Genomic DNA, 13318 nt, shown 5'->3' on the forward strand with positions numbered 1-13318 from the left:
ACTTTGTTGGCGTAAATGCAAAGTTTGTGAATCTTTACTCGAATATGACGGTGAGGAAAGCGGCGCAATTGATTGCCGCAAGTGCCTAGTTTGACTGTGATTATTTGTTCCGGGGCCCGCGCAGACTGGCGGACAAAACCCCATCCCCGGTTGTTAGCGGAGGGAATTGTAGTATTACTACAAAAAATTTTCCAGATAGGACGGTTAGTAACAAATAAAACAAAAGAGCAAAACAATTATTTGCCGTTTAGCCGTTTCGCCGGAACATTTAGTGGAATTTTTGAGAAAATGAACTACAAAATCGAGTCTCAAACAAAGACATCAGTCACAGCTGAACCAGCTCCCCACCGGGTTGATATTCAGCGTAGACCAAGTAACGCAGCGGGCCACCAGCCGCCAGGGCATTAAAGGGGTAACAAGTCACCAGCAATAAACCCCGCTCGGCAAAGATCGGCAAACGCTCTCTCTCACTGTCCACAATTCGCATTTCCGCAACCCGATAAGTATGCCAGCGTCCGCGTTTATCCTGCAGGTAAATGGAGGTACCCCGCCTGACACGCTCTAATCCCGCAAAGTGAGTATCCCGGTGTGCGGCAATAACCGTGGTGCGAGACTCGCCGGGATTGCCGGACCCAGCTAAGAGACCAGGACCGAAAGCCAACGCCTGGCCACTACCGCCGCTGAGGACAATTAATGGCGACTGCCCTTCCAACTTTAACTTGGCCACAGGCCAGGTGTCCGCCCAGGGCCAGGGCTTTTGCAGAGCCCCGCCCTGTAGCTGTTCTTCCCAAGCACTATTAATCAACACTTGGGCCAATTCTGCCTTGGCCAGAAGCCAGCTGGCTGAACCCAACTGCCACAACCCCGTTCCCAAGCAAAGCATAAAGAGCAGTGAGCGAGCCACGCTTACACACCTCCCCGTTGCAGAGGAATAGCGCCGCTGGGTTGACGGGGGTCTGGTAAAACCCTGCGCAGGAAGGAGCGCAGGGCTCGGGTCAAGTTGCTGCGCAAGGCCCGACCGCGTTGGAAGATCGCCGCAAACATCAACAATACCGCCGCTGCCAATAACTGCCCGTAGAGACCTGTAGCAGTTTGCGGATAGGCCTGGCGCTGTAGCACTTGCCCTTTAGCCACCATATTGGTGACCGAGCTGCGAGATAACTTCTCTTCAGCGCTGCGCACAACTTCCTCTTCGACTGCAACAAAACTGGTATAGGGGCTGGCAAGTTGATGCCTCAGGGCAATCTGCAAAATCTGTTCGCGCAAAGCCAGCCCCGCATCCGACTGCTCTCCTGACTGAAGCTGCCGGTCCCGCAGAGAATCTATCTTGCTGCGCGCCCAGACACTGCCGATGCCTGAAGTATCGCTACCACTCTCTACTTTCAGAGCGAGTTTGCGCACAAACTGTTTACCTGCCATTCGGCCCCGCAGCTGGATATCTCCCTGCAAGAGATCACCCTGCACCTTGGCCACCAACTGCATAGGCTCACCGTTATAGAGATCCGGGATACGCTTGGGGTAGGCATCCGCGACGACTCCCTGGGGCCAACTGAGTTGCAGGTCTGTAGCCATAGGGTTTTCCAACTTGGCGAACAGAGCCTGCATACGCTCACGAACTTCGGAAATATCACCGATGGTGACGAAAGTACCGCGCCCAAACTGAGCAGCTTTGCGCATAAAGTGGCTATTGGGAGCCGAACCAATACCCACTGTAAACAGCCGGGCGTTATGCAAGGACTGGCTAATTAACTCGAACAGGGCCCGCTCATTGCCCACCGCACCATCTGTAATAAATACGACTTGCTGAACGGTACTGGTGTCGTCCTGCATTTGCTGACCGAATGCCATTCGCAAGGCCGGCGCCATTTCTGTACCCCCCTCCGCATTCAGGTTTTCGATTTCCTGACGCGCACGGCGGATATTCTCCGCGCTCGCCGCTATCGGGCGCGGGAAAAATGCGCGGGTTGTACTGTTAAATTCAATAACGTTAAAGCGATCATTGCTGTGCAGGCGAGACAGTGCCAGGGTAAGGCTCTCCTTCGCCTGGCGAATAGAATTGCCAGACATGGAGCCGGAAGTATCGATCACATAAATCACTTCCCTCGGTAAACGCTGCGCAGAGGTACCGTCGCTGGGTGGCAGCAGCATGACCTGCAGATAAGCACCAGCCTGCTCTTCTACCCCCTCTTGCGCTGTGATTTTCTCGCTAAACAATGCCGCCCGCGGCATAGCAGAAGCGCGCGGCTGCCAATTCAATAAGAAATCCCGATCCATTGCAGCTGTTTCATCGCGCAACTGAATCCGATAGCGACCGTCACCTCGGTTATCAATATCAATCTGGTGATAGGGGCTATCGATTTTTGCTAGCGGCAGTCCGCCATGCAGATCCACCTCGATAGAAATATTATGACTACCCAGTGCCTCTAGCTCCTGCGCTGGCTGCATAAACGGAGTTATCGACGCAGCATCCGGCACTTGATTAGTGGGCAGTGCCCAGCCACTACTCTCTGCCACCAACTCCTGTTCATCGCCGTTCAACGCCTGGGAGGGTATTGGCTTGCCAGGGATATAGCGCGGGGTCAATGTGGTGGGCATGCGCAGTGAAAAAACGCCGCTGTCATAATTAACCGGCTGCAAGTAGCGGATATTAATTTGTACCATCTCATCGGGGGCAATATTGGCCACTTTATTGGTAAACAGGTTCGGGCGCTGCTGCTCGAGAAGAGCTGCACGCTTACCCGCCGCACGAGCAGCCTTATAAATCCTGGAGGCCTCTTTCCGCTCACGCACCTTGCCAACAATACGGCGTTCACCCACCTGAATTTCAAGCCCCACCACCGCAGCTTGCTCAGGCAGTGGTAATGCATAAACTGCTTCCTGCCAGCCGTCGGTGGTATTCTTGAATTGCTGCTGAAGCTCGACTTCCGCTACCAGACCCCGCACGGAAATACTGACCTGACTTTTCAGGTGCACCGCTGGAATATACTTTCCGGACTCATTGCCAGTAAAAAGTAAGTCCCCGCCCTTTACATCGTCCAGAGTAACTGCCTCGGTGAACTCCTGCTGGATCGCATCACTCACAGAGGGAAGCTCCTGGGCATTGACCTCTGCCCCGATTGCCGCAATGACTACCGCCAATACCACCACAATAAATAACAGCCAGCGCCCAGCACCACCGGTCCTCTGGCGGCGACGATAGTATTCCTCTGTCGGCAACATCAGATCGTCTTTATGGAACCGCTGCCCAAATAACATCACCCTGTTCACTCACTTACCTCCACTTTTAAATTGGATGTTGAAGTCATTAAACAAGGAGGAGCTGGCGAAAGAAGGTAGGGAATCGGGCGGGAAATGGGAGGAATTATGGCGAAATATGGCGAGGGGCCTTAATACACCTATCGCCTTAATTTAACAGAACCGGGGAAAGGAAGAATACACTGTATTCGTCAGCAAGTTAGACGTGGATACCAATTATCGGGCTACCGGCACCTATCACAGCACACCTTGGGCTCAGTACATTTTTTCTCTGCCCAATAGGAACTTCCTGGCGCAATACCCAAAAGGCGATGCCGTTACGGATCTCACAATAAGACGCTTGGCAGTACCTTCGATCCCCTAATTTATTTTTAGCCTCTTGGAACGCTACCTTCAACGATAGCCTGGTAGCAGACGAGATCTGGTCTACTGGACTGATAAATTAATCGTCCTAGAATCCGCCCGCCACCTCGTTAGTTAGCAAAGGCACTTTCGCTAACTTGGTAACCGTTTAGACCGTTACTTAGGGAGCCTCTGAATAACTCCGTAATGCCTCTGCGGGTCTTGAAGGCTGCAGATGTTAGGCGCAGCTCGCCGTGAATGGCCGTAGCCCTTGGCAAGGGTTGCAACGCAGCAGCTGTGGCCTTCAAGGCCCGCCCTTCGGGGCTTGCAGAGCGATGCACACTCCGCGTTGCGACTTCTTGAAAGGTCTAGACATTCCTGCGAAGCCGCGCCTTGATTGTGAACCGCTCTGCATGCCAGAGATATCATGGAGTTATTCAGAGGCTCCTTAGCTTGCATATCCCTTCACCATTACAGGCCTTTCACACAGACAAACATAGTTAGTTCTAATATCTTTTTATCTAGTTCTTTTAGTTTTTCTGAGAGAGACTTAAACTCTGGATCAGCTTCTTGAATCCCCTTACTCTTCTTTTTTATTTCCTTTATTTCCAATTCAATTTTGAGCAAGAATTGAGATGCGGGCGTCGATGTTTGAGAATGTTTAGGAGAAAAATTCGGACTATCTGCCAACATCTTCTGATAATCTTCAAAATATTCCAACGACTTAGTTAACTGATATGCCTTTTCGCTTAGCGTCTCCATAAGCTTACGCTCTTGTGCTGGTTTACTAGCAGTAATTTCATTCGGAGTTTTGGCCGTGCTTGCCTCTCCCGTCATAGAGGGAGAGCTCTTTGTAAAAGCCTCAGAGGACTCATTCCTTAATTCTGCAAAAGCACTTTCACCATTTTGAGACCGCCCTTCCCTTGGTGCAGTACTTACTATAGTGGGGAGACTGGAGAGACTGGAAGTACGTCTAATATTTAAATTAGGTTCAGGCATTCTATTTATCCTATCTATACCTTAGTGTTTGCATTCAGGAACTATTATATTTATTAATTGAAGACCAAAATACAATTCTCCCGAATGCTATCCGCTTTCAAGCAACCTGTCTTTCAATTTTGACTCTGATTTTTTAGACTTTGGGCAACAATCCAGATAAATAGAAATATTCTCCTACATTCAACTTTAGGAACCTCCAAAAAAATGGTTTCCCAGTGATCTATTCGGTATAGCACAGTTAAGAAATGACTATTTTTTAAAAATCGGATTCCCTACCTATTTATTCCATTTTCACCTCCCTGAAATCTGCATTTTGCAGATTTCAGGGGCACAGGCCTTTCCAAAAACCTTTTTCTGTATTCAACCCTGAAGTGCATCAACCATATTTATTTGGACATCATACAGAACTATAGAGTCGCTAGGTTAATACCCAAATGTTGAGGAATCGCCCTCAGATCACATACTCTCAAAGTATTGTTTTTCAGAATTCACATCACCCCCGAGGGCTATAAATATACGACGTAAGTTTTGCTGCACGGCGGATACATCTTTGGCAAATTGAAGATCAGCATTAGGTCCTCTTACGTCATCACTGCCATCTATTTTGTCAATTTCTTCCTTAACCCCATTGTATATGCCACGCCCTTTCTCCATTGCCTCGGCTCGCTCCCCCTCTGACATATGACGCCAGTTCAGAAGTTCTTCACGAAGCCCCATCAATTTTTTATTTAAATCAGATAAGTCAGCTCTCTTCGCCTCTAGATGATCGCTTTTTTCTTCCACTTTATTAGTATTAATTTTATTCTGTTCCAGAGGCTCACTATTTTTTGCCACTTTATTAGCATGAATTTTATTCGGAGTTTTGGCTGCATTTGCCTGTCGCCCCACCAAGGGCAACCTCTTATAAATTGCCTCCTTGACCTTTTTCCTTAAATTTGCAGCAGCACCTCCTCCCTTTTGAGACCGCTCCTCCTTTGGTGCAGTATTTTCTGCTGAGGACAAAGTGGAGACGGTGGCGACGCTGGAGCGATCGGAACAAAACTGAACATTTGAATTAGGGAAAGGCATTCTTTTTATCCTATATACTCTAGTGTTTACATTCAGGGAGCGCTCGATCTATTAATTGAGCGTCCAAGTACGATTTATCCCGGATAATACTCGCTTTTAGCCAACCCAACTTTAGGGGGCGACCCCAGATTTTAGTTTTTGGCCCAAAGGCGCCAATTACCAAAAATAAGTTTACTGACTTGGTGATCGCCTGGGCTGTCACTTAGGCTGAAGGGGGCAGGGAGACTTTGATCACTTTTGGCCTTCCGTTTGCTTGCTTGGGCTGCGCCTCTAAAATACGATTATTAAAACACAGTAGCCCCACTAATTTTTATAATCAGGTAAAGATCAACCCAAAAACCTATTTATTGCCCAGGGCTTCAAGTAACTCCGCTCTGGGAATACCCGGCATCTCCAGCTTCGCACCTAGGATATTCCCCTCAATCCTTATAGGGATGCTGGGGAAATCCATCAGTATAGGCTCCAGCAGTTCACTGATGCTTAAGTGATTAAACTAAGGGAAGTGCAAAGGAGAAGGAAGTATGACCAGCCGAGCACTCTCTGTGGCCAGTTCTCTCGGCATCCCCTCGACTCTGATGTAACTTCGCCATCTGTAAATCCGGGAAGGCTGCAATTCGAGCTGTTTAACGGTAACGCTTACACCAACCTTGAGCGACAGTACCAGGGCCGCTTTTCTATACTCCCCTGAGTATTGTTTACGAAAGGAACCTCCGAATAAGTTTGCCCCCTAAATGGGGTAGAAAAACAGCCTATCGCAAGACAATTAACGTAACACAAGCCATGCAGCAAGCCAGCTTTGCAGAGGCCGAATACCGGAACAAACGCTGCAAAACTCGCAAAGAAAAGCTCCTTGAGCAGATGGATTTATTGATTCCCTGGGGGGGCTTGAAGACAACATTGACCCCTTCTTTACAAAGCCAGGAAAGATCGCCGCCCTTACCCGTTAAGGGTCATGGTGCCTATTCACTGCATGCAACTCCTTTATAACCTCAGCGACCCGGCTATGGAGGATACTCTCTATGAGATTGAAGCCATGCGCTGCTTTGCGGGCCTGACACTCACGAAGCCCATTCCAGATAAAACCATTATTCTTAAGTTTCACCGCCTACTTGAAGCACACCTACTGGGTCGCCAGATCTTTAAAGAAATTAACAAACACCGCAAAGGAATGGGCATACTATTGAAAGAAGGCTGTATTGTAGATGCAACAATTATTAGTGCCCCCAAGCCCCAGCAAAATTCAAGAAAATACTCGCGATCCAGAACAGCAACAGAACGAGTCCTCCATGGTAAAGAAAATCGTGAAGGGCTGAAAGAACGAAAGATGGACTGGTATATGGCGATGAAGCAGAGCAAGCTAAAAACCCATCCGGGACAAGGGGCACCTGGCAAGGCGAAGGCACAGATTAGCGCTAAAGTGGAGCATCCCTATCGTTAGATCAAGTGCCAATTTGGCTACAACAAGACTCGATATCATGGGTTATCGAAAAATATGGAACGCCCACACCTGTTGGCAGGCTTTACCAACTTACTGATAGGGACAAGATACTCGGCTGCCTGGGGGCAGTGCGCCTGAAATCCGTGTGCAGCGGACTTCAGGTAGAAAATTAGAGGATCATATTGCCGAAATTGACGTTTTTCCTGAAAAACAGCCCACTTCTTGATCGACTGAGATTTCTCAGGAAAAAAGGCCGGCTTGATCAGAGGTCCCCCGAGTTCGACTTTTTAGCCTCGAGGATTTTCTTAAGCCCATCGATTTTTTTAGCTAGAGTCTCTACCGCCATCTCTGTAAGAAGGTAATATTCCCCATGCTCTTTATACTTATCTTTTAGTTCTTCTAACTTCTTTTGTTGGCCTTCCAGGTTCTCACATACTTCTCGTATATCCGAAGACTCCTTTTTGGCGTCATCTACAGAGTCTAGAAACATACGATTTATTAGCCTGAGGCTACAATCTAAACTGGCGTCTTCATTAGAATCGGAATGATTGCGCTCTAAATTACTTGGTGCTTTTGGAACATCATCTTCCAGGACGCTTTCAAGGGAGGTATTCGAAGAACTGGAACGGTTACGCTCTAAATTGCTTGATACTTTTTGGGGATCACCTGGCTGGGTGTTTTCAAGGTTATCAGCTCTATTCGGAGCTTTATAACATATCCGGGCGGGGTTTAAGCTGCTTCCCATAGAGGCTAGCATATTAGAAACTGCCTTTCGGGCCCGGCCCATTAGATTTGCAAAAGTGCCTGTGGTCACAGTGGGTAAAGCCTGATACTGACCGGCGGCCCGGCGGTTAACTACTGCTGCAGAAGCATTGGGAATTCCCGATCCAGCCATTTTATTTATCCTATCCATACTTTAATATTTACATTCAAAGAGCACTCTATTTATTCATTGAGTGCCCAAATGCGATTCTTCCCGGATACTATTCGCTTTTAACTTACCTGTCTTTTGAACCTGGACCTATTTTTTTAGCTTTTGGGCTTAAAAGCACCAGTTGCCAAGCTGTAGTGGTCAACTACGATCCATCTCAAGTGTAATATCCTGAAGATCAGCTAAAATAAATGAGGGGGCAATAGGTCCAACTGCGTTGCGTTGAACATAATCCTGGAAGGCAGGAGTGAGATATGGGTTTGATGGCTCGCCAAAACTAAAGCCAGCCAAGTTCTTTCTACCCATGCTCACAAAGCTGAATAGCTGCTGTTTGGAAGATACCTTGACTACTGGTGTAGGCGACCCATAAGGGCTAACCGCAGCAATTACGGCTAAGCGGAAGTACCTATAGCGCAACCACTGAAGCAGCAACACAAGTGGAGCGAGAACGCTTCACTAAAAAATGGGATGATACCCTCAGTAGGGTAATAAATTGTCGTTGTTCAGACTTGATCTGACAGTTATCGGTTTTTCAGGAGGTGCTCTGTCAGATCAAGTCTGGACTACTACATCTAACTACCGGCACACACTTTCAGCGCAGCTTGAAATCAAACTATTTTATCTTCTAACCCGGTTTGAACTTCCTGCCGCAATATCTAACAAACCATACCCATACAGATCTTACCAATAAAGTACAAGGGAGGCCCCCTTTCATCAACTCATCTTTTTTACTCTCTGAATGCTATACCGGTTTCCACATTCTTAATCAGCTCTTCTATTTCGTTACGCAGAGTGCCGAAACTACGCTTCGCCTCGTCTAAAGTGCTATATAGTTTATCTAGCATAGGAGAAATATCTTCAAATTTCTCAGGTAGCACAGAAGGAGCCTTTCCATCAGCAAATTTAATTTTTTGAAACTTGCGGTCGTGAGTACCCAATCGTCCTTCATATTTCTCCAGACATTTCAACCCATGGGTTAATACCATTCTTTTATATTCAAGATTCTCATAGATTTCATCCAAGGAATCTTCCCCGATTTCTTTTGAGGAACCTTCCCTCTGTTTCAGTTGGGATATTAGTTCATCATACGACCGCTGGCATTCCAGCTTTTTATCAATAGACTCTATAGCACCATTAATATCTTTTTCCAAATTTGGTAGCACTATTTTTTTTATGCCGTACAGAGTACCTCCGTCAAGAATTCCCAATTCTTGTGGTTTGGGGGGAGGAGCGGGGGGAGCAACCTTAGATTCATAAATGCCTTCCGCCTCTACCTGATAGCCGGTGAAATCAACCTTAAATATGCTTGCAAGACATTGCTTATCATCCATCGAACTTCGAGCCTCTCCACCCAGCTTGCCTTGCTCTTCAGTGAATGAAATACTCTCTAATTTATACGGAGCTTTAGAATCTATTTGGGCGGATTTTGGCCTGCTCCCCGCAGGGCCCTGTAGATTAAAAAATGCCCTCTTGGCGTTACCGATTAACTTTGCAAAAGCCCCCCGCTGAGGCAAAACTCGCCCCTCGCCGGGCTGCGGGATAGAACCCTTTGCCTTGGAAGCCACTGAAATACTGGATGATTCCGGTCCAGGCATTTATTTATCCTATCTCTACCTTACGCTCTATTTGACTTGCACACCCAGACAGCAATCTGTTTATTAATTGGGTATCCAGGCACCATTCCTTCCGAATGTTATCCGATTTAAGTTTGCCGATCTTTAAAATTTGACCACAATTCTTTATTTTTTGGTTTTAAAGGTACGTTTTTTAGCGGCTTATTAACACGGCTTAACTCCGCATCCCAGGGGGTAGCCACTCATTAGTGCCTACTTGGGGGAGGCGCCAGCTCTGCCTGCCCCCTTACCCGTTGCGCTTATTACCCGAAACCAAGGCTTATTAAGCAATTCACTCTGATAATTAATTGATGAAGGTGATCTATCTAGCTGCCCAGAATACCTCAAAAAGAATAGTCGACACCTATCCTGCACTGGATAGGTGAAAATAAATCAATTTAAATTCAATTGTGACGTATGTCTCACAGACTGCCAACAATCGGCAAGGCAGGGCGGTTATGCAGAATTATTTTCCCCCTCCGGAGTTAACTCCTTCAACGCTTTAAAATCAATATTGATCCCAACACCGCTCAATTCCTCAAGAGTAAAACGTTGCTCAAGCTTAAGCCAAGCTGGAATAACCCTATCAAGAATTGCTTTCAGATTTCCATTTTCTCTTTTCATATTGCCTTCTATATTTTTAATATTGTCTTCTAAATTTTTAATATTCCTCCGAATTTGTACGCTTTTTTCGAAACCCTCTGCAAGGTGCACTGTTCTTGTTTTCTCAAGAGCTTTATTTAACTCAGCTAGCTTCTTCTTGGAATTGTTCAACTTAACATCGCACTTGCACATAAATTCATCCAACGCCTTTATGGTTGCCCGATCTTCCTTCAACGCCTGAGCTATCCGCTCAAGCTCCCTTCCTTTACTTTCTTTATTTTTATCAATCTTTGTTAACTTTTCACCAGCACTTACTTTATTAGGAAGGGGAGTAGGGGCTTTGACTACAGGCCTTAATGCACACCTAGTTTCTTTCAGTGTTGCAGAAAACGATTTTATTGAATTTCTATCACCTTTTGACGAGAGGGCTGCTCCGCTCCGATCAATAGATTTATTGCCGATTTTTTTGATACACACTTTTTTTACCTACGTTTCACAGAGCGCCCCAACAAATCCAGAAGTAAACTTTGATACCTTGAGACACTTTTTATGATTAATTTTTACCTATGGAGCCCCTGAATAACTCCGTGATACCCTGCAAGCCCCGAAGGGCAGGCTTTGAAGGCCCGTAGAGGCATTGCGGAGTTATTCAAAGGCTCCCGATAAAGCAGAATTTATAAAAACTAATAAACAGTCATGTGCTTTATAGTCTAGTCATAGACTCCATAACTTCCTGGAGGCCACCCGTCATCTCGCTAGTTACTAAAGGCACTTTTGCTAATTGGCTAGTCGTTTATGGCTATAATTTAGACTGAAGAATGAAAGATGGACTACATCCCCTCCGTCAATATAAACTCATCATTACCTAAGTCGGATAATTCCATAGTGTAATTATTAGTAGCTTCAGTTAAATTACTCTGTAGCTCTAACATCTGACGCTTAATCTCTTTATCTTCTATTTTCTGTGCTATATACGTCTCTCCTGCTTCTTTTAAGCGCCCATGAAACCCTTCCAGCCCACGAAGAATCTGCTTTATTAGTGCCTGCTTAATACTCGGGGTTAACTCCCCTTTTAACCAGCATTCACTTTCTTTTAAAAACGCGTCAAGATCATCCCCTATTGTTTTTACTTCCTCCTCCATAAACTTTTCATTTATGGCAAGGGAGTCTCCCGAAGAACTGAAACGATTGCGCACTAATCCATCACCATCAAAGCTCGACATAAAATCCTGTTGAGCAATATTAAACTGTGCGAAGCTCAGCTTTTCTTTTATGAATTGGTTTTGCGTCTTTTTTTCAGATAAAACCTCTGCATTAGATTGACTTTTTACGAGTCTGCCTGGCTGGGTGTTTTCGCTCTTACCAGTATTGTAATGCATCCGGGCGGGGTTTAACCTTTTCCCTGTAGATGCTAGCATACTAAAAAATGTCTTTCGGGCCCGTCTCATTAAATTTGCAACAGTGCCGGTAGCCGAGTTGGGTAAAGCCTGGTGCTGCCCAGCTGTCCGATGGTTAATCGCTGCTGTGGAAGCACTGGAAATTCCTGGCACAGGCATTTTATGTATCCTATCTATACTTTAATGTTTACATTTGGGAAATGCTCTATATTTTAATGGAGCTCCCAAACACAATTCCTCCCGCATACTATTTGCTTTTAATCTATCTGTCTTTTGAATCTGGACCTAGTTTTTTAGTTTTTGAGCTTAAAAGCACCTCTGTTAGTTGCTTTTTTATCATTCAAATCCGTAGCTTTGGGCGATTCGCCGGGCAAATAGAAATATTCTTCAGGCTGCCAGTTTTGATCTTCAACCTGCTTTTTTGGGCTGCACCTTTAAAATACAATAATAAAAACCGGCACTTTGGCCGGTTTTTTATTCTCAGGTACCAATTAAGGAATCTATGAACAACAGGATATAATCCTGGCGCAGCACATCAAGCAGTTTTACGTTGGGGAGACGCCTGCCTGCCCCCTTACCCGTTGCGCCTATTGCCCGAAATCAAGTAGGCAACCAGGGGGGGGTGTTTTTCTCTCCCCGGCCTGCCTCTTCAACCTTTAGCTCTGGCAGTAGTTCGGTGGAGGTCCCGGGCCGATTGACTGTTTTAGCTGCATCCCCAAGCTTAAAAGCCTTTACCCGGCTCGCGGAAATCTGCTAGCGGATCCACGTTTAGCCAGTTAATCCAATTATCATTCTCTATATTCGATACTAGTTTTTCGAATGAGTGTTTTTGCCCATTGACTTGCCCCTCTACCTGGGTGTCTCCCGTACCTGCATTAACCTTTACTGTAGAAGCTCGTGTGGATTCCGAGGCCACGAAACGTCCTTCTCGTAAATTACTATCATCAGGGGATAATTGCTTCTGCAATCTATCTATGGTCTTTACTGACTGATCACGATTAAGGATTTCATCTTTGCTCTCCCGATCATCTCTTTCCAGGAGCCTATTCTCATCTATTAACACGACTTTTCCCGTAAGTAATGATGAGCTCTCTTTGGTGTTATCAATATTATTCGGAGCTCTATAGCATATCTGGGCGGGGTTTAATTTGCGCCCCACTGAGGATAGCAGATTAAAAAATGCCCTCCTGGCGCTACCGATTAAGTTTGCAACAGTGCTCCCCCGCTGAGGTAAAACTCGTCCCTCGCGGGGCTGTTGGACAGAGTTTCGTACTGTGGAAACCGTTAAACTTTTAGATATTTCTGGTCCAGCCATTTGTTTATCCTATTTCTACCTTGCGCTCTATTTAGCCTGTCAACCCAGAGAACAATCTATTTATTAATTGGATACCCAGGCACCATTCCTTCCGGATACTATTCGCTTTTAGCCTGCCGGTCTTTAAAATTTGACCCCGATTCTTTATTTTTTGGTCTTAAAGGTGCCTTTTTAGCGGGTTATTAACGCAACTTAACCCTGTATCCCAGGGGGCGGCGCCAGCTCTGCCTGCCCCCTTACCCGCGTTGCGCTTATTACCCGCAACCAAGCCCCAGTTGTTGGTGCATTTACTTCCAAATTTACAGAGAAACACTAAAAGCCCGTACGGGCTTTTTTCAATAGGTAGCTAAGGGCCTT

At 46.3% G+C, this 13318-nt stretch carries 10 protein-coding genes; 1 reads left to right on the plus strand and 9 read right to left on the minus strand.

The features are described from left to right. Window positions 1-325: 325 nt before the first annotated feature. The 4 genes from ACJJI6_RS13070 to ACJJI6_RS13085 form a co-directional block, all read right to left on the minus strand. Window positions 326-904, minus strand: coding sequence for a class GN sortase (locus ACJJI6_RS13070; RefSeq protein WP_444919034.1), 579 nt, complete (start codon window positions 902-904; stop codon window positions 326-328). 2 nt (window positions 905-906) lie between these two features. Beyond that, window positions 907-3267 (minus strand): marine proteobacterial sortase target protein, encoded by a 2361-nt coding sequence (locus tag ACJJI6_RS13075; RefSeq protein ID WP_444940002.1) that lies wholly within the window; start codon window positions 3265-3267, stop codon window positions 907-909. Between the two features lie 801 nt (window positions 3268-4068). Further along, window positions 4069-4596, minus strand: coding sequence for a hypothetical protein (locus ACJJI6_RS13080; RefSeq protein WP_444919032.1), 528 nt, complete (start codon window positions 4594-4596; stop codon window positions 4069-4071). 456 nt (window positions 4597-5052) lie between these two features. Next, on the minus strand, window positions 5053-5664 hold the full coding sequence (locus ACJJI6_RS13085) for a hypothetical protein (protein ID WP_444919031.1): 612 nt from the start codon (window positions 5662-5664) through the stop codon (window positions 5053-5055). Window positions 5665-6634: 970 nt separating this feature from the next. Here ACJJI6_RS13085 and ACJJI6_RS13090 point away from each other — a divergent pair. Continuing rightward, a complete protein-coding gene (locus tag ACJJI6_RS13090; RefSeq protein ID WP_444940003.1) occupies window positions 6635-7102 on the plus strand; it encodes a transposase in 468 nt (155 codons plus the stop codon). 262 nt (window positions 7103-7364) lie between these two features. Here ACJJI6_RS13090 and ACJJI6_RS13095 read toward each other — a convergent pair whose 3' ends face one another. The 5 genes from ACJJI6_RS13095 to ACJJI6_RS13115 all read right to left on the minus strand — a co-directional run bounded on the left by ACJJI6_RS13095 (window position 7365) and on the right by ACJJI6_RS13115 (window position 12709). Further along, a complete protein-coding gene (locus tag ACJJI6_RS13095; RefSeq protein WP_444919029.1) occupies window positions 7365-7997 on the minus strand; it encodes a hypothetical protein in 633 nt (210 codons plus the stop codon). A 764-nt stretch (window positions 7998-8761) separates the two neighbouring features. Beyond that, window positions 8762-9628: a hypothetical protein gene (locus ACJJI6_RS13100; protein ID WP_444919028.1), complete on the minus strand. Its 867-nt coding sequence runs from the start codon at window positions 9626-9628 to the stop codon at window positions 8762-8764. Window positions 9629-10102: 474 nt separating this feature from the next. Next, entirely contained in the window at window positions 10103-10726 is a 624-nt protein-coding gene (locus ACJJI6_RS13105) for a hypothetical protein (RefSeq protein ID WP_444919027.1), read from the minus strand. Window positions 10727-11079: 353 nt separating this feature from the next. Continuing rightward, window positions 11080-11805, minus strand: a complete 726-nt coding sequence (locus ACJJI6_RS13110) for a hypothetical protein (RefSeq protein WP_444919026.1) — start codon at window positions 11803-11805, stop codon at window positions 11080-11082. A gap of 562 nt (window positions 11806-12367) precedes the next feature. Then, window positions 12368-12709, minus strand: a complete 342-nt coding sequence (locus tag ACJJI6_RS13115; RefSeq protein WP_444919025.1) for a hypothetical protein — start codon at window positions 12707-12709, stop codon at window positions 12368-12370. Window positions 12710-13318 lie beyond the last annotated feature (609 nt).

It is taken from the genome of Microbulbifer maximicatervae (SeqCode) (assembly GCF_056232625.1).

Bases quoted from the DNA above. Each gene is read 5' to 3' on its own strand.
- ACJJI6_RS13080 (WP_444919032.1), bottom strand. From the start codon at position 4,596: ATGCCTGAACCTAATTTAAATATTAGACGTACTTCCAGTCTCTCCAGT.
- ACJJI6_RS13085 (WP_444919031.1), bottom strand. From the start codon at position 5,664: ATGCCTTTCCCTAATTCAAATGTTCAGTTTTGTTCCGATCGCTCCAGC.
- ACJJI6_RS13090 (WP_444940003.1), top strand. From the start codon at position 6,635: ATGCAACTCCTTTATAACCTCAGCGACCCGGCTATGGAGGATACTCTC.
- ACJJI6_RS13095 (WP_444919029.1), bottom strand. From the start codon at position 7,997: ATGGCTGGATCGGGAATTCCCAATGCTTCTGCAGCAGTAGTTAACCGC.
- ACJJI6_RS13100 (WP_444919028.1), bottom strand. From the start codon at position 9,628: ATGCCTGGACCGGAATCATCCAGTATTTCAGTGGCTTCCAAGGCAAAG.
- ACJJI6_RS13110 (WP_444919026.1), bottom strand. From the start codon at position 11,805: ATGCCTGTGCCAGGAATTTCCAGTGCTTCCACAGCAGCGATTAACCAT.